This window comes from Breznakiella homolactica (assembly GCF_016616095.2).
Taxonomy (GTDB): Bacteria; Spirochaetota; Spirochaetia; order Treponematales; family Breznakiellaceae; genus Breznakiella; species Breznakiella homolactica.
The window spans coordinates 1829109-1845583 of sequence record NZ_CP067089.2; the positions used below are offsets into that span (position 1 = coordinate 1829109).

Consider the following 16475-nt stretch of genomic DNA (forward strand, 5'->3'; position numbering starts at 1 on the left):
CACCGCCGCCCGGTACGCCCGCGTCAGCAGCCATCCTCCGTAACCGGCTCTCTCACCACCCGGAAATGCTCCCCTTACCCAGTACCCCCGCAAAATCAGAACACCTGCGGTATGAACACAAGCGGCAGCGAAACATGGTGTCTAAACGGTAACACGGGGTGTCATAGGGTATGGGGTATGAGCGACTTTCGAGGCCGAAGGCCGACACGTCGTGTCCGAAGGACACGCACCATACCCCATACCCTATGACAGGACCCCAAACCAGGTATCAACCATGTTTCGCTGCCGGGTAATACGGCACACTGCTGGTATCCTGATTTCCTTATTAGAGGAAATTATCTTATATTATAAATAGGGAACAGAGTTGGTTTGGTCCCGCTGAACAGGAGTTAAAAAATTGATCTATTTGGAAAAAAGAACCCTTCCTGAGCTGGCACTCAGGGCGGCGGCGGAATTCGGACAGAAACAGGCCTTTGACTTTTACGGTGACCAGGGACTGTACAATCCCATTTCCTATGGAGAATTCGGGCGGCGGACCCGGCAGTTTGCCCGGCTTCTGCAGGATATGGGGGTTCAGCCCGGCGGCCGGGTGATGCTTTTTTCGGAAAACCGGCCCGGGTGGGTAATAGCCTATTTCGGCATAGCCCTGGCGGGCGCCGTTTCGGTGCCGGTGCTTACTGATTTTATCCCGGAACACATTAAGACCATTTCCGAACACGCCGAAGTCTCCCTGATTTTCGCCACCGAACGGACGCTTCATAAAATCTCGGAAGCCGGCATTGATTCCGCCATTCCCGTGGTACGCCTGGACAAAATAACCGGCGACACCATTACAGTACTCCAGAACGGCTCGGAACAGGTTCAGTCCCTCAGTGAAGCCGGAGAATTCCCTTCGGTAAAAGAGGAAGATCTGGCTTCCATACTCTATACATCGGGAACCACCGGCAGCAGCAAAGGAGTTATGCTCTCCCACAGGAATATCGTATTCGATGCCCAGGCGACCAGATCAATCATAAAGGTTTTTCCCCGGGACCGGTTCCTTTCGATCATTCCCCTGGCCCACACCTACGAATGTACCATCGGCATGGTGGTAGCGCTTCTGAACGGAGCTTGTACAACTTACATGGACAAACCGCCGTCGCCGGCAATACTCGTCCCGGCAATGCAGACCCTGCGGCCCACGTTTATGCTCACGGTTCCTCTGATCATTGAAAAAATCTACCGGAGCAGAATAAAACCTACCCTGGAAGCCCATATCCTGTATAAATTCCCCCTGACCCGACGGCTGGCCATACGGTCGGCAGGCCGGAAACTGCTGGCAACCTTCGGCGGGGCCATCCGGTTTTTCGGCATCGGCGGCGCGGCCCTGGCCCCGGATGTGGAAACATTCCTGAAGAAAGCCAAATTCCCCTATGCCATCGGATACGGCCTGACCGAAACCGCGCCCCTGCTCGCCGGTTCGGCGCCTTTCAAAACGGCCCTCCGGTCCACCGGTCCGGCCCTGGCGGGTGTGTCTCTGCGGCTCGCCGATCAGGATGGAAAGATTATCGCCGGAACGGGCGCCGAAAAATACAGCTCAAAAAACCGGGAAGGAGAAATACAGGCCAAGGGCTTGAATGTTATGATGGGGTATTATAAAGACGAGGAACGTACCAAAGAAGCATTCACCCCTGACGGCTGGTTCAGGACCGGCGACCTGGGAAGTTTCGACCGCAAAAGAAGGCTTTCTATAAAAGGGCGGTCCAAGGCCATGATCCTGGGTCCTTCCGGAGAAAATATCTATCCCGAAGAAATTGAGGGAATTCTCAACGCATCGGAATTTGTGGAGGATTCCCTGGTTTATCCCGGCGACAAAGGGGAACTGGTGGCCCTCATTGTGCTGAGCGAAAAAGCCCAGACCATGATCGCGGCCCTGGGGGATATGATTTCGGATCTGAAAAACACGGTAAACAAGCGGCTGGCGGCGTTTTCACGGATCAACCGGATCGAAGTACAGGATGAACCCTTTGAGAAAACCGCGACGAAAAAAATAAAACGATTCCTCTATCCCAAAAAAGACGGTAAGGACACGGAAAAATCCTGATGCGGGGGCCGTTCCGGACGGACGCGTAAAAAGCGTCCGCGGGAAACGGTCCGAACATCAGAATTGTTCATAGGGCATGGTATCCGACGCGGGGTACTGTACGGTCTCCCGGTGCATTTCCCGGTTGACCATGGAGAGGATCAGCACCGATCCTACAGGCAGCCGGTAGGGCACCGAAAATTCACCGCCGGGATGGTCCACCGAGGCGATACGGCGCCGTTCCCCCGAAGGAAGCACAGCCTCAAGCCGCACCGCCAGGGGATAGGGATTTTCCGGCAGGGTATAGCTGAACAGATCGAAGACTTCCCCGGTTTCCAGGGTCAGCGGCGTGGACGCCACCAGGGCAAGGCGGACATTGGATTCCACCACGGACTGACCGGTGGGATTCTGGTATACGATGGTTTCGGGACTTTCCCCGGGCCTGATATTCCGTATGGTAAATGTAAAGGCCACCCCGTTCTGCCGGAGCTGCTCCAGCGCGTCGGCAACCGGCAGCCCCACAAGGTCGGGGATCTTTATCATGGTGTTTTCCGGGCCCCGGCTGACCACGAATTCCAGGGCCGTGGGGCCGGAAATATCCGCCCCCGGCAGAGGATTCTGCTGGAGTATGGTTCCCGGCGGTTCCGAAGAAAACTCGTACATAAAGGGTTCTTTAAGCGAAAGCAGGGGCTGCACCGCGGAGGCGAACAGGGCCTGGAGATCCATCCTGACCTCATCGAGGTCGCGGCCGACGTAATCTTCCACCCGGTCCATTATCACACCCTGGCTCACCACCAGCCTTATCCGCCGGCCGGCCTTAACGATGGTCCCGCCCGCCGGTTCCTGTTCAAGAATGGTACCCTTGTCCTGGGAAGTCTGGGAATACCGGAGCTGTATCCGGGGATACAGCTCCTTGACCTGGAGTTCCAGCAGGGCTTCGGTGAGGTCCTTGCCCCGGATATCCGGAACCATGGTCTGTTCAGCCCCCCGGACCGCGACGAAAAAAACCGTCAGGGCAACGAGGCCCACCAGTACAATTATTCCGATAACCAGAGAGACAAACAGCCGCGCGTGGCTGGCAACATACGATTCTATGGCATCAAAGTCAAAATCAAAACGCTTCCCCATACTTACCCTCTCAGCGGATACCCGCCCCTATCCCAGGACCGTACCGATAAAATCCTTTGATCCGTTCAAAAAGGAACGCCAGTCCAGGGGCTTTTTCGTCCGGTACTGGAGCCGCGTTACGGCAAATATTCCTTCTCCAGTTTGTACCAGTATCCCCGCCTGCTTGTCTATGCCCAGGACTTTTCCCGGAACAGCGCCGCCTTCGGCTCCGCCGGAACCGGCATTCTCCGGGGGAGTCCCTCCGTAGGGATTCCCCTCAAGAATAAAGAGTTCCTGGTTATTATGCAGGGTAACACTCAGCGGCCAGGGTGTAAACGCCCTGATGCGGGCATCAATGGTCAGAACGTCCGCGGACCAGTCGATGGTACCGTCTTCTTTTTTTATAAGGCCGCAGTAGCTTGCCCGGGTATCATCCTGGGGAATCCCCGGCGGAAGGCTGTTCGAGACATCCCGGAGCAGCGCCTCAAGCATCCCGGCACTCCGGACCGCCGCAAGGGCACCCAGGGATTCGGTGGTTTCCCGCCCGGAAAGCGGGAGCCGTTCCTGTGCCAGGATATCCCCGGCGTCCATGGCAAGCGTCAGTTTTTGAATGGTAATTCCGGTCTCCCGTTCCCGGCCAAGGATCGCCGCGGGTATGGGCGTGGCGCCCCGGTATTCGGGCAGAAGGGACGGATGGATATTGATTCCCCCCAGGGGGAAAAGTTCCAGGAATTTCGGGCCGAAAATACGGCCGTAGGCAAAGGAAATCAGAAGATCCGGGCTGAGAGCGGCAATCTGCTCCCGGGCGTCCCGGTCAAGTTTTTCCGGTTTAATCTGCGCCGGCGGGGGCAGACCTTTTTCAGTATAGCGTCCGGAAAGCCGGTCCAGGGCTTCCCCGGTATCGGTGGGCACCGGGGTCCCTTTCCGGCCCCGGGGCGTATCGGGGTTTGTCAGCAGCCCCGCAAGCGCATGGATTCCGGTCTCAAGCTGGAGTTCCGCGAGTTTTTCCAGACAGGGAACCGCGATGGCGGGGCTGCCTGCGAAAATAATGCGCATGGGCTAAGCCTGCTTCCGTTTCTCGTATTTGGCAACCACCCTGGTCCGCTTCATCTCCGAAAGCCGGTCTATGAACAGTACCCCGTCCAGGTGATCGTATTCGTGCTGAATAACCCGGGCGGTAATTCCTTCCGCCTCCATGGTAAAAGGCCTGCCCCGTTCATTCCAGGCTTGGATCTTTACCGCCGCGGGGCGGATCACATCGGCCCATACCCCGGGAATGGAAAGACAGCCCTCTTCATATTTGACCTGATCCTGTGAGGTCCCGATGATCGACGGATTGATGAATACCCGGGGAATATCGCCGTCCACATGGATTACGAAAATCCGCTTCAGGACGCCGACCTGGGGACCTGCCAGGCCGACGCCCTTGTCGGCGTGCATTATTTCAATCATTTCTTCGGAAAGCTTCCTAATTTCGTCATCTATTACCGCAACAGGCTCCGCTTTCAGCCTGAGCAACTCGTTTCCTAAGGTTAATATTTCCATATATACTACATACTACTAAAAAAGGCCCTTCCAGACAAGATATGAGGGGGAGCACAGGGTCTTGCAAGCCGGAAAGCACCCGGGATACCGACGCCGCGGGTCCTGGCTGAGAGAAAGGGTTTTGGCTCCTCGTAGGCCTTCGGCCTCGAAAGTCGCTCAACACCCTTTCTCTCAGCCACCCGGCGTTACCGCTGCGGCCCGGGTGCTTTCCGGCTTAACCGGCCTGGTACTGCCCAGTCGAGAGGGCTGCTCCCCCTCGCTGCAGCCTTGCCGCACTATCTCCGGAGTTTTGCTCCACAGAACTCCTAAAAGACTTGATGCCGCAGGCGGCAAGTCTTACGCTACCCCCACTCCGGGTCCGGCATCACCGCTTACCGGAAAATCCGCTGCCACCAGAACCTCCAACACAGAGCACCTGCATTATACCCGGAAAAGCGGCACAGAAGCATGGTGTAAAAAAGGCAGCGCGGGGTGTCGTATGAAAAGAAATACCGCTATGCGGGATTTTTTTCATACGACGGGTCCCCTGACCTGGTAACCCCATGCTTCTGTGCCGTGTTATTTAATGCAGGTGCCCTGAGCGGACTTTAGTTTTTTCCGAATTTCTGCCATACTTAATACTGTAAAAACTGAATTATTCGGACGGAAAAATCCTTGCCGGTAAAAAGGGGTATCCATGTTCAATGATTGCATTATTATGGCTGGCGGTTCGGGCACACGGCTGTGGCCTGCGAGCAATTCAAAGACGCCGAAACAATTTCTGACGATCCCCGGATCAGGGAACTTTTTTAAGGCCGCGGTCGACCGGGCTCTTTCGGTCATAGATATCGAAGGAGACGGAAAAGTCATTATCATTGCCGGTAAAAACCACGTTCCCCATGTGTCCGAAACCTGCAGATCTTACAGCCGGGACATCCTCAAACACCTGGTACTCATTCCGGAACCGGAAGCGAAAAATACCGCGCCGGCTATTGTCTGCGGGGCGCTGTACACGGACTGGATATCCGGAAGGGACAGAACCATTCTGGTGCTCACCAGCGATCATATCATCAACCCCCTGGAGGTGTTCCAGGCGGACGCGGCGGCGGCGGCGGCCCTGGCTGAAAAACAGCGGCTGGTGGTCTTCGGGATTCCTCCGTCAAAACCGGAGACCGGGTACGGGTATATAGAAGCCGGGGACGGATTGTCGGTATCCGTTGACGCGGAACTGCGGAAGGCCTACGGCGCCGGCGGCGGTCCCAGGGCATTTACGGTTACGTCATTCAAGGAAAAACCCGACAAAAAAACCGCGGAGCAGTACCTTGCGTCGGGCCGATATTACTGGAATTCCGGGATGTTCGCTTTTTCGTCCCGGTTTATCCTGGAGGAATTCCGGAAAAACGCCCCCGAAGTGATTCTTCCCTTCGATAAACTGCGGGCTCCCGATGAACGGTCCTATACGTTTTCCAGCGGTCTCCAGGTTCTGACCACGTGGCTCGATCTGGATAAGGCCTATGCGGGAACCGCCGCTATTTCCTTCGATTACGCCATAGCGGAAAAAACAGCCAAACGCGCCATGGTCGCCGGGGCTTTTGACTGGGTGGATATCGGCAGTTGGGATGAATACGCCGCCCTGACGGGCCGCGGCCGGTCCGAGGTTTATACGGTGGATTCCGGCAACTGTTTCGTGGACTCTGATATACCCGTTGCCCTGGCCGGGGTGGACGGCCTCATCGTGGTGGTCCGTTCCGGAAAAAACGGGGAAACGCCGTCGGTGCTGATCGCTAAAAAAGGCGAAAGCCAGAAAGTACGGGAAATCAGCGATCAAATCCGCGCCGCCGGCAGGACAGAACTCCTGTAACATGCTATACTGCCACCGCTGCGGAGCATTCAGGCAAAGCGGTTTCAAATAATACAATAATTCCGGCGGAATTGCCGGACACACTCTGGAGGTTTACATGGTTATTCTGACACTGAACTGCGGCTCATCATCTGCAAAATATCAGGTGTACGACTGGGATAGTAAGGATGTTCTTGCGGTAGGTATCGTCGAACGGGTCACCCTGGGTGGTTCTTTTATCAGCCACAACGCCAAGGGAAAACCCGAATACACCCTCAAGCATGACTGCCCCAATCATACGGAAGCGGTAGACCTCATTATCAAAACCCTGACCGACCCCGAACACGGGGTTATCCACGACATGAATGTCATAAAAGCCGTGGGCCACCGGGTACTCCACGGGGGCGACCGCTTTACCAAGTCTGTTGTAGTTGACGCCGCCGCGCTCAAGGTTTTTGACGAAGTCCGCGACCTGGGACCGCTGCACATACCCGCCAATATCATGGGCATCGAAGCAGCCCAGAAGGTGCTGCCCAATGTTCCCCACTGCGCGGTAATGGATACCGCCTGGCACCAGACCATGCCCCCGGAATCTTTCCTGTACGCCGTACCCTACGAATGGTACGAAAAATACTCCGTCCGGCGCTACGGCTTCCACGGAACGTCCTTCCTGTACACCGCCAAGCGCGCGTCCGTACTTTTAGGCAAGGATCCCTATAAGACCAATCTTATCATCGCCCATCTGGGGAACGGTTCTTCCATAAACGCGGTTAAGAACGGCTGTTCCTTCGACACCTCCATGGGTCTGACCCCCCTGGAAGGACTCGTCATGGGAACCCGTTCCGGCGACTGCGATCCGGCAATGCCTTTCTATGTGATGCGCAAGACCGGCATGACCGCCGATGAAATGGAATCCGCCCTGAACAAGAAATCCGGACTCCTGGGTCTGACCGGCAAATATACCGACCGCCGGGATATCCAGGCTGCGGTGGAACAGGGAGACGAACAGGCCCGGCTTGCCCAGGATATAGAAGCCTACCGGGTGCGCAAATACATCGGATCCTATATCGCGGCCCTGGGAAGCATCGATGCCCTGGTGCTCACCGCGGGGGTGGGCGAATTCGCATTCTTTATGAGGAAGAAGATCCTTGAAGGCCTCCAGCCCCTGGGGATAATCTACGATCCCAAAAAGAACGAACTCGCCCGGACCCGGAATGCCGAAACCTGCATCTCCGCACCGGAATCAAAGATTCCGATTTTCATTATTCCCACGGACGAAGAGCTGGTAATGACCGAAGACGCCTTCGCTCTCATGGCCGGTACCTATGACGTACATACCAATTTCACCTACTCGTTCCAGAGCAGGGATTACGTAAACAAAGGAAGGGCCGAGGGACTCAAGAAGGATCTTGAAAAAAAACCGGGACTGGCTTCCATAATCGCGGAGCCTAAATAAGGAAGTATATTGAAAAATCAGGAGGGGGCGGATCTTCTCTGCGTGGGAAACGCCATCATAGACGTATTTTCCCAGGTTGATGAGGAAGTGGACAGTTACCTTCCCCTGGGGCCGGCGGTCCGGCACGTTTCCTTTGACCAGATAACGGAGATCCTCGTAACCCTTCCGGAACCGGTCTTCAGTTCCGGAGGGGGATCCGCCAATGTGGCGAAAATCGCCTCCCTCCTGGGGACCCCGTCCGCTTTTATCGGCGTTGTAGGGTCCCAGCCTTCCGGAAAAAAAGACCATTTCGCAGAGCTGTTTGAAAAGGAACTGCAGGATGCCGGGGTAATCCTGGAGCTTATCCAGGGGAAAGCACCCACGGGAGCCTGTATAATTCTTCAGAAATCCGACGGGTCCACAATAATTACCGCATCGCCCTCAGCCTCCCTGGAACTCACCCCGGAAGACATTCCCGAAGAAGCGATCCGCAGGGCACAGGTCCTGGTGATCGACGGCTACATGCTCGGGCGGGAAACCCTGGTGCGCCGGCTCCTGGAAATGGCCGATGAACACGGGACCTCGGTGGCCCTGGATGTGGGGTCCGCGGAGATTGCCAGAACCTGGGCGCTTACCATTGAAGCCTACTGCCGGGCCTATCCCCTGATTCTGTTCATGAACGAAGCGGAGGCGGAAGCCCTGTACACGGCGCTGCTGGAAAGTCAGAAGAGGGATGTCCGCCGCCCTGTGGGCATACGGCAGATTGACGCGTTTTCCCGGGAAATGTTTGAATTCTTCCGGGAATTTACCGCCCAGGATATCTTCCCTATTATTGTTGTGAAACGCGGTCCCAAGGGAGCCGCGGTTTTTGCCGGCGGCAGGATCTACCGGTCCGAGACCCTGGCGGTCATTCCCCTGGAAACCACCGGCGCCGGGGATGCTTTCTGCGCGGCTTTTCTCAGCGCCTGGATACGGGAAAAATCCCTGGGCCAGTGCGCGGACATGGGCAACCGGGTGGCCCGGGAAGTCCTGGACACCCCGGGCACCCGGATCGACAAAAAGAAATTCACCGCCCTGGCCAAAAGTCTGGACTGGTAGGACCGTCCGGAACGGCCGCAGTTTACCTCCGGGATAGAATAAAGAAGCATGGTTAATAACGGATCCGGGGGTCCTGTCGGAGTATTACGGGTATGGCTCCTCGTCGGCCTTTGGCCTCGAAAGTCGCTCATACCCGTAATACTCCGCCACCCCGCGTTACCTTTTTACACCATGATTCTTTGCCTTCTCTCGGCAGGATGGGGACTGCGGCTGTCCCGGTCTTAGGAGAAGCTGGGTATTGGCGAATTTTTCTGTACAGGGCAGAGCACCCAAGCCGGGGATTGGCTCACCGCTGCCGGGACCCCGTACCGGCGGCCGGCTTCCGATACGGCCATAACACCATCCCGGAAACAGCCACCGCGATCCAAAACCACATCAAGGCCAGAACACCTGCATTTTTTCCGAAAGCAGCAAAGAAGCACGGCGTGAACAGGCAGCGCCGGGTGTCGTATGAAAAGAAATTCCGTCATACGGGATTTTTTTCATACGACGGGCCCCGCGGACTGCATCTCTCCATGCTTCTTTGCCGGGTATCATGCATAATGCAGGTGTTCTGGGTTACACCCGTACCAGAGTCGCGGACACAACCGCGGCGGCTTTGTCCGGGCCCGCCAGAATTTCCGCCATTGTGACGGCCCATTCGGCGGCCGTTCCCGGGCCACGGCTGGTCACAATAGTGCCGTCGGTTACGACCCGGTCTTCCGACCATTGGGCACCGGTTACACTGCCTTCCATCCCCGGGAAACAGGTAAACCGACGCCCCTGGAGTATTCCCAATGGCGCCAAAACCACCGCCGGGGACGCGCAGATCGCCGAAACCAGTTTTCCCTTGGCTGCCATATCCTTAATAAACCCGCAGGCATCTCCGGAAGCCGCAATATTCGAGGCCCCGGGCATACCCCCCGGTATAAGTACCCCGTCCCACCCGGAAGGAACGAGGCGGCCTTCTTTTTTCAGGTCTTCCAGCGTGGAATCCGCCTGTACGGAAATCCCCCGGGCGCCGGTAACCAGCAGATCCTCGCCTACCGCGGCGATATGTACGGCAACTCCTGCCCTCCGGAGATAATCAACGGGGGTCACCGCCTCAACTTCCTCAAACCCCTGGGCCAGAAAAAGCACCACATTTTTTTCCATTTTTTATAACTCCTTAATTCAAAAGATTGTAAAACCTTTCCTTACTAGTATATACTTGCCTTCAATGGTTTCCTACCGTACAATTTAGGAACAATACAAAACGGAGTTTTTCATGAAACATGTTCTTGTAATTGATGAATCACCTTTATTTCGTGAATACCTGCGGATAAAACTATCCGACAACGGCCTCGAAGTCAGTACCGCCATCAATGTCCTGGACGGCATTTCAAAAGTAAGGACCCTTACCCCTGACCTGATTATCATGGATTTTAACCTCAGCAAAGGCCGTCAGGATGCTTTTGAAATTCTCAAAGAAAAGAAAAACAACCCCAATACAACGAAAATACCGGTCATCATCATGTCTCAGCGGATCGACCAGAAACGGATCATCGAGCTGGTACCGTATAATGTAAAAAAGGTCTTTACCAAACCCATAAAAATCGACGCCCTCTTCGCCACCCTGGCGGAACTCCTGGAAGTCCAGTTCGAAGTGGATGAAACTCCGGGAATTGTGGAAGTCCACGTCAACGATGATATCGTTTTTATCGAAATCGCCCAGGGGCTTAACCGGGACAAACTGGATCTGCTCCGGTTCAAGATAATAGAGCTTATTGAACTGTACCAGATCCGGGTACCCAAGGTAATCGTAATGCTGAGCGACATAACCCTCACCTTTGCGGACGGACCAAATATCCAGAAACTGCTTGATACGGTTATCCAGGCTTCCCGGGCGCGGCACAAAAACATACGGATCCTGACCCGGGATAGTTTCGTAAAAAAATTCGTTCAGAGCCAGAAGGAGTATGCGGATATCGAAGTGGTGACCAATCTCCAGTACGCCCTGGACGGTCTCCTGTCCGAGCTGGACCGGAACATGGAATTCGGGGAGAAAAAGGCTGAAATAATCGGGGACAAAGTACTGTCCGCGGAACACAGCCAGATGCCCGAAGCCATGCAGCTCCGTTTCGACGCGGAAACCAAGGCAAAGCCCCTGGATATGGAAGAAATCCAGAATATTGCCGCCAACATCCGGATCGCCGCGGTGGATGACGATTTTGTCATCCAGGAACTCATCAGAACTACCTTCGAAAAAGCAGGGGCCCAGGTTTCAGTCTTTTCCGACGGATCCGAATATCTCGCGGCGCTGGAGAATGAAACCTTTGACCTGGTGTTTCTCGATCTCATGATGCCCAATATCGATGGGTTCGAGGTACTCCAGACCCTGCGGTACAAAGATATCCGGCAGCCGGTTATCGTACTGTCCGCGGTGACCCAGCGGGATACGGTTATCAAGGCCTTCCAGATGGGGGTAAAAAGCTATCTGGTAAAACCCCTGAAGCCGGATGACATTCTGAAAAAATCCATGGAAATCCTCAGGACTAATTTTTAGCATGGCCAAGGAAAGCGGCAGGATTGCCAGCCCGTATTACCGTTTTTTCAAAGAGTCGGGAGCGGCTCTGGCCGTAGCGGACAAAGACGGCCGAATCATAGCCACAAATCCCGTTTTTAACCATCTCCTTAAAACCCTTTCCGGAAAGGATACTGCCTCACTGGAAGTTCCGCTCCAGGATTTTCTGGCCCTCCGGGAAACCCCGGAAGCCTACGAGAAATTTTCTAAAGTCCTGACGGGGACAGCGCGGTCAATTCTTCTGGAAACTCCGTACCGCAATGAGCCGGGGGAACTGCACTGGCTGAGAATCAAGGCGTGGACCATACGGGAAATGAGCGGTACCGAGGATAAATTCCAGGGGCCGTTTATCGGAATCAGTCTGGAGGACCAGACCAAGGAACGTCTGGAGGAACGCCGGCTCCAGGCGGATAAGGAAATCGCGGAACGGGGCATGGAGGCAAAGAGCCAGTTTCTGGCGAATATGAGCCACGAGATCCGGACGCCTATCCAGACAATTCTCGGCATGACGGAACTGCTCCAGGACACAAAACTCGACAGGGAACAGACGGAATACACCAGACAGGTAAAATTCTCGGCGGAGGTGCTCCTGTCGCTCATCAACGATATTCTGGATTACTCCAAGATCGAAGCCGGCAAGATGGAACTGGAGAATATCGAATTTGACCTGGAACAGACCATAGAGCAGGCGGTGGAAATGATCGCCATGGAAGCCCATAAGAAGGGCCTGGAAATGATCGTGGACATACCGCCGGCGGCGGATATTCTGGTCCGGGGAGATCCGAATAAATTCCGGCAGATCGTTATCAACCTGGTAAAAAACGCGGTTAAATTCACCAAAGAAGGGAGCATTACTATTTCCGCCCGGCTCGGCGAAACGGACGGGAAAGAATCGGTTACGGTGGCCATTGCCGACACCGGAATCGGCATTTCCGAGGAAAAACGGGCAGGACTGTTCACCACCTTTTTCCAGGGGGATCCGTCAAATACGCGGCAGTTCGGGGGAACCGGTCTGGGGCTCGCGATTTCCCGCAACCTGGTGGAACTCATGCAGGGAAAGATCGAAATGGTCCCCAACGAAGGCGGCGGATCCATATTCCGGTTTACCGTTCCCCTGAAACGGGCGGGAGACCAGAAAACCCCCAAAAGTCCCGCGGAACTCAAGGAAGACCGGGTCCTGGTGGTGGACGACCATCCAAACGCGGGCCACATTATCAGCACATACCTGCGGGATATCGGATACGTAAATATTGAACGGGCATCCTCCGGGGAGGAAGCCCTCCACGTTATGCGGGCCGCCGCCGCCAACGGATGGCCCTTCACGCTGTGTTTTATCGATATGGACATGCCCCAGATGGACGGCTGGCGGCTGGCCGCTGAAATCAACAACAACAAGGAAATCAACCAGGCGCGGCTGGTGCTGATGGTTCCCCACGGTCTTTTGGGAGCCGACGCCAAGATGACCCTCCTCCAGTGGTTCAACGGGTATATAAACAAACCTATCCGCCGGCGTGATCTTGAGGAAACCATCAAATCCGTTACCGCGGAGTCCGAGATTGACCTGGAGCAGGTTCCGGAGAACGGTGACCCAGGGAGTTTATACAGGAGCCAGATCCCGGAAACAGCCCCGGAGACGGTTCCGGCGGAAAGCGAACGGGATAAGCCCCTGATCCTCATTGTGGAGGATCATCCGGTCAACCAGAAGCTTTTCTCCATGATCATGGACAAGCTGGGTTATCCGTCAATCCTTGCGGATGACGGTCTGGATGCCCTGGAAAAAGCCGCGGACAATCCCGTTTCCCTAATATTTATGGATATCCAGATGCCCCGGATGAATGGCTACGAAGCGACCCGGACCCTCCGGGAACGGGGCTTCAAAATACCCATTATCGCGGTTACCGCCAGCGCGCTTTCGGATGAGCGGGACCGGTGCCTGCGGGTGGGAATAGACGATGTTCTGGTAAAACCTTCCAAAAGAAAGGATATCGAAGCCATGCTGAAAAAATGGATCGATATCGGCGCGGAAATCGTCTACCGGGGGATAGAACCGGACCGGCCTGCCCCGTCAGCGGCGGAATCCGCCCCGGAACAGGTTCCGGCGGCGCCTGTTTTCGACAGCCGGGAAGCGCTGGAGACCTTTTTCGACAACCAGGAAACCCTTATGTCCCTGCTTGCCCGTTTTATTGAACGTACGGAAAAGCAGCTGGCCGGAATCCCGGACAGCATCAAACAGGGCGATTGGGAAACCGGGCGGCGGGAGGCTCATACGATAAAGGGCAGCGCCCTTACCCTGGCGGCGAAGGAGCTCGGCCAGGCAGCGGCCAGGCTTGAAATAGCCTTTAAAAAAGAGGATCCCGCGGAAGTTACCGAGACGTACCCCCCGGTAATGGCCGCCTTCCGCCGGTTCAAAGCCGAAGCGGAAATATTTATCAAACCGTAACGGAAAGCACCCGACGGTAATGGTAACACCGGGTGTCATACAAGAATGGGAATGAGCGACTTTCGAGGCCGCAGGCCGACGAGGAGCCATTCCCATTCTTGTATGACAGGACCCGCGGACTCGGTACCGCCGGGTGCTTTCCGGCTTGTCAGACTCTGTGCTACCATAGCCCATGCGTTATTCAAACCTGCATACCCATTCGCTTTTCTGCGACGGGACCGATTCAATAGAAACTTTATGCGAAAAAGCCGCTGAAAAGGGCTTTGAGATTTTGGGGTTCAGCTCCCACGCGCCCCTGCCAAAAACCAGCGGACTTATTTCGGATTGGCACATGCCGGAGGAAAAACTGCCGGAATATATTGACACGGTCAGGAAGGCGCGGCAGCGGTGGAACGGCAAACTGAAGGTATTTCTCGGCCTGGAGGTTGATTATATCCGGGGGATCATGGGACCCGCGGATCCGATTTACCGCAGCCTCGGGCTCGACTATATCATAGGCGCCGTGCATTACGTCCGTCCGCCCCGGGGGGAGCCTTTTACCGTTGACGGGCCGCCCCGGGAGCTTGATCGGGACGTTGCATCGGGTTTCGGCGGCGACGGCAGCGCCCTGATGGAAGCGTACTGGAACGCCCTGGGGGAAATGATTGCCGCCGGAGGATTCAATATCATAGCGCATCTGGATCTGATCAAAAAAAACAACGTCGGAAACCGGTATTTTTCGCCGGAAAGTCCGCTGTACCGGAGCCATACGGACAATATCTGCCGGGCCGTGGCCCGTTCCGGTCTTCTAGTGGAGGTAAACACCGGAGGCTGGAACCGCGGCGCCATTGCCGAGGTATATCCTTCCGGTGCTATTCTGGCGGAACTGCGCAGGGAAAAGGCCCCGGTTCTGATAAACTCCGACGCCCACGCCCACAAAGACCTTGACGGCCACTACCGGGAAGCCCGGGAGGAACTTCTCCGGGCAGGCTATACCGGTGTTATGCGGCTTTCTGAGAATAAAAACGGGATGATTGAATGGGCTGAAGACAGCCTGTAAAACGCCGGACCGGCTTTAAATCAGCGGTTGCGGCGTTCGTCCGCGGTCTTGCATTCTATGCACATGAGGGCATAGGGAATCGCCTCAAGCCGGTTCTGGGGTATTCTTTTCCCGCATTTCATGCAGAGGCCGTATTTACCCTGCTGTATCCTGGTCAGGGCAGAATCGATAAGCCGGAGACGCTTAAGGTCCTGGGACCCGATAGCTTCTATCATCTTGCGGTCAATATCGTCGGAAGCAATGTCCGCAAAGTCCTTCGGGTCCATTCCTTCAACAATTTCTTTAAAGTCATCGTTGCTGGTCATTAAATTCGAGATAATTTCTGATTTCAGATCGGTCAAGGATTTGTCCATTCGCTGCACAAAAGTTTGATCCATGGCGGTCCCCCTACGTACTATTTTTAAACATAGCACTCTGTTTTTTTATCTGGGGTACATTGCAGGACAATTCACTTTTTGTCAAGCCATTGACAGAATTTACATGCAAAAAGCCTATATCCGGGTATTTTAAGGCGGATCAGCCTCTGTTGACAAACCATGGCGGTTCCCTATAGCATTATAAGGTATTTTGGACCGTTTTACGGCGGTCCGCAGATTTCCACCTGAAAGCCAAGGAGTTACTGTGGCGAAAGAAGAAGCGATTGAAGTAGAGGGTGTGGTGCGGGAAGCCCTTCCCAACACTATGTTCAGAGTTGAACTGGATAACCAGAACGGGCATCTGATTCTTGCCCATCTGTCCGGTAAGATGAGAAAACACTATATCCGTATCGTTCCCGGAGACCGGGTCCGGATTGCCCTCTCCCCCTATGATTTAAGCCGCGGCCGCATTATTTACCGGGAACGGTAAATTCCAGAACATTCCTACTTCTTTAGTAAAACCCAAGTAGCCCCTGTCCCCCCTGAAGCGGAGGGATTGTATCCCCGTTCGCCGGCATAGGGACAGCGTTCCAGAAATTCCCGGACCGTCCGTTTAAGGACCGCCTCCCCCTCCGAATGGGTTCCTTTTCCGTGGATAATAACCACTTTCTCAAAACCCTTCCGCCGGGAATCGGCGAAAAAGGCTTCCAGGGAAGCCCAGGCTTCGTCCCTGGTTAAGCCGTGGAGATCCACCGCGGCGTCGGCCTTTTTTTTGAGAAGCCGCTGCCGGTTCCGGGCGGGGGATGCTTCGGATAATCCGGCTTCGGCATCCTTATCGTACACTCCGTTGTTCCTGAGCCATATTGTCATGGGATCGGCTTTTTCGGAAAACTGATCCCGCGCAGCCGTATCCGGCCCGGCGGGGCGCTTTGTACCGGATGAGTCCGGAGGTGCTTTTTTGCCGCTGTCCCGGGATCCGTCTCTGTTCTGACGTTCCCACTGATCCAGAATATCCCCGAAATCCATGGCGTC

General features: G+C 55.3%; 14 protein-coding genes. 8 read left to right on the plus strand and 6 right to left on the minus strand.

Annotation, left to right across the window (positions count from 1 at the left end; all coding sequences use genetic code 11):
- Positions 1 to 397 precede the first annotated feature (397 nt).
- Positions 398 to 2083 carry an AMP-binding protein gene (locus tag JFL75_RS08425; RefSeq protein ID WP_215626241.1) on the plus strand — a complete coding sequence of 562 codons (1686 nt, stop codon included), beginning with the start codon at positions 398 to 400 and terminating at the stop codon, positions 2081 to 2083.
- A 57-nt stretch (positions 2084 to 2140) separates the two neighbouring features.
- On the opposite strand, the gene JFL75_RS08430 is transcribed toward JFL75_RS08425, so the two are convergent.
- The 3 genes from JFL75_RS08430 to def are packed head-to-tail and all read right to left on the minus strand — an operon-like array spanning position 2141 to position 4714.
- Positions 2141 to 3190, minus strand: coding sequence for a PASTA domain-containing protein (locus JFL75_RS08430; protein WP_215626242.1), 1050 nt, complete (start codon positions 3188 to 3190; stop codon positions 2141 to 2143).
- Positions 3191 to 3217: 27 nt separating this feature from the next.
- Entirely contained in the window at positions 3218 to 4225 is a 1008-nt protein-coding gene (fmt, locus tag JFL75_RS08435) for a methionyl-tRNA formyltransferase (protein ID WP_215626243.1), read from the minus strand.
- Positions 4226 to 4228: 3 nt separating this feature from the next.
- A complete protein-coding gene (gene def / locus JFL75_RS08440) occupies positions 4229 to 4714 on the minus strand; it encodes a peptide deformylase (protein WP_215626244.1) in 486 nt (161 codons plus the stop codon).
- Between the two features lie 676 nt (positions 4715 to 5390).
- Between def and JFL75_RS08445 the strand changes: the two genes are divergently transcribed.
- The 3 genes from JFL75_RS08445 (at position 5391) to JFL75_RS08455 (ending at position 9066) form a co-directional block, all read left to right on the plus strand.
- Entirely contained in the window at positions 5391 to 6554 is a 1164-nt protein-coding gene (locus JFL75_RS08445; protein WP_215626245.1) for a mannose-1-phosphate guanylyltransferase, read from the plus strand.
- 97 nt (positions 6555 to 6651) lie between these two features.
- Positions 6652 to 7989, plus strand: coding sequence for an acetate kinase (locus JFL75_RS08450; RefSeq protein ID WP_215626246.1), 1338 nt, complete (start codon positions 6652 to 6654; stop codon positions 7987 to 7989).
- Positions 7990 to 7998: 9 nt separating this feature from the next.
- Complete coding sequence (locus tag JFL75_RS08455) at positions 7999 to 9066, plus strand: carbohydrate kinase family protein (protein WP_215626247.1); 1068 nt, start codon at positions 7999 to 8001, stop codon at positions 9064 to 9066.
- Positions 9067 to 9624: 558 nt separating this feature from the next.
- On the opposite strand, the gene JFL75_RS08460 is transcribed toward JFL75_RS08455, so the two are convergent.
- The gene (locus JFL75_RS08460) at positions 9625 to 10200 is read right to left on the minus strand and encodes a DJ-1 family glyoxalase III (protein WP_215626248.1); all 576 of its coding nucleotides are present in this window, start codon (positions 10198 to 10200) and stop codon (positions 9625 to 9627) included.
- A gap of 112 nt (positions 10201 to 10312) precedes the next feature.
- On the opposite strand from JFL75_RS08460, the gene JFL75_RS08465 reads away from it, so the two are divergent.
- From JFL75_RS08465 to JFL75_RS08475, 3 genes are all read left to right on the plus strand, one after another.
- Positions 10313 to 11590, plus strand: a complete 1278-nt coding sequence (locus JFL75_RS08465; protein WP_215626249.1) for a response regulator — start codon at positions 10313 to 10315, stop codon at positions 11588 to 11590.
- A gap of 1 nt (position 11591) precedes the next feature.
- The gene (locus JFL75_RS08470) at positions 11592 to 14048 is read left to right on the plus strand and encodes a response regulator (protein WP_215626250.1); all 2457 of its coding nucleotides are present in this window, start codon (positions 11592 to 11594) and stop codon (positions 14046 to 14048) included.
- A 172-nt stretch (positions 14049 to 14220) separates the two neighbouring features.
- Positions 14221 to 15087 carry a histidinol-phosphatase gene (locus JFL75_RS08475; RefSeq protein WP_215626251.1) on the plus strand — a complete coding sequence of 289 codons (867 nt, stop codon included), beginning with the start codon at positions 14221 to 14223 and terminating at the stop codon, positions 15085 to 15087.
- Positions 15088 to 15107: 20 nt separating this feature from the next.
- Here JFL75_RS08475 and JFL75_RS08480 read toward each other — a convergent pair whose 3' ends face one another.
- A complete protein-coding gene (locus tag JFL75_RS08480) occupies positions 15108 to 15464 on the minus strand; it encodes a TraR/DksA family transcriptional regulator (protein ID WP_215626252.1) in 357 nt (118 codons plus the stop codon).
- 244 nt (positions 15465 to 15708) lie between these two features.
- Here JFL75_RS08480 and infA point away from each other — a divergent pair, with 244 nt between their 5' ends.
- On the plus strand, positions 15709 to 15933 hold the full coding sequence (infA, locus tag JFL75_RS08485; RefSeq protein WP_010257891.1) for a translation initiation factor IF-1: 225 nt from the start codon (positions 15709 to 15711) through the stop codon (positions 15931 to 15933).
- 14 nt (positions 15934 to 15947) lie between these two features.
- Here the strand turns inward: infA and JFL75_RS08490 are convergent, their stop codons facing one another.
- Positions 15948 to 16469, minus strand: coding sequence for a Smr/MutS family protein (locus JFL75_RS08490; protein WP_215626253.1), 522 nt, complete (start codon positions 16467 to 16469; stop codon positions 15948 to 15950).
- Positions 16470 to 16475: the final 6 nt, after the last annotated feature.

Excerpts from the sequence above, each read along its gene's own strand:
- def (WP_215626244.1), bottom strand. The coding sequence starts at position 4,714 with ATGGAAATATTAACCTTAGGAAACGAGTTGCTCAGGCTGAAAGCGGAG.
- JFL75_RS08430 (WP_215626242.1), bottom strand. The coding sequence starts at position 3,190 with ATGGGGAAGCGTTTTGATTTTGACTTTGATGCCATAGAATCGTATGTT.
- JFL75_RS08450 (WP_215626246.1), top strand. The coding sequence starts at position 6,652 with ATGGTTATTCTGACACTGAACTGCGGCTCATCATCTGCAAAATATCAG.
- JFL75_RS08480 (WP_215626252.1), bottom strand. The coding sequence starts at position 15,464 with ATGGATCAAACTTTTGTGCAGCGAATGGACAAATCCTTGACCGATCTG.
- JFL75_RS08475 (WP_215626251.1), top strand. The coding sequence starts at position 14,221 with ATGCGTTATTCAAACCTGCATACCCATTCGCTTTTCTGCGACGGGACC.
- fmt (WP_215626243.1), bottom strand. The coding sequence starts at position 4,225 with ATGCGCATTATTTTCGCAGGCAGCCCCGCCATCGCGGTTCCCTGTCTG.
- JFL75_RS08490 (WP_215626253.1), bottom strand. The coding sequence starts at position 16,469 with ATGGATTTCGGGGATATTCTGGATCAGTGGGAACGTCAGAACAGAGAC.
- JFL75_RS08460 (WP_215626248.1), bottom strand. The coding sequence starts at position 10,200 with ATGGAAAAAAATGTGGTGCTTTTTCTGGCCCAGGGGTTTGAGGAAGTT.
- JFL75_RS08465 (WP_215626249.1), top strand. The coding sequence starts at position 10,313 with ATGAAACATGTTCTTGTAATTGATGAATCACCTTTATTTCGTGAATAC.
- JFL75_RS08470 (WP_215626250.1), top strand. The coding sequence starts at position 11,592 with ATGGCCAAGGAAAGCGGCAGGATTGCCAGCCCGTATTACCGTTTTTTC.
- JFL75_RS08445 (WP_215626245.1), top strand. The coding sequence starts at position 5,391 with ATGTTCAATGATTGCATTATTATGGCTGGCGGTTCGGGCACACGGCTG.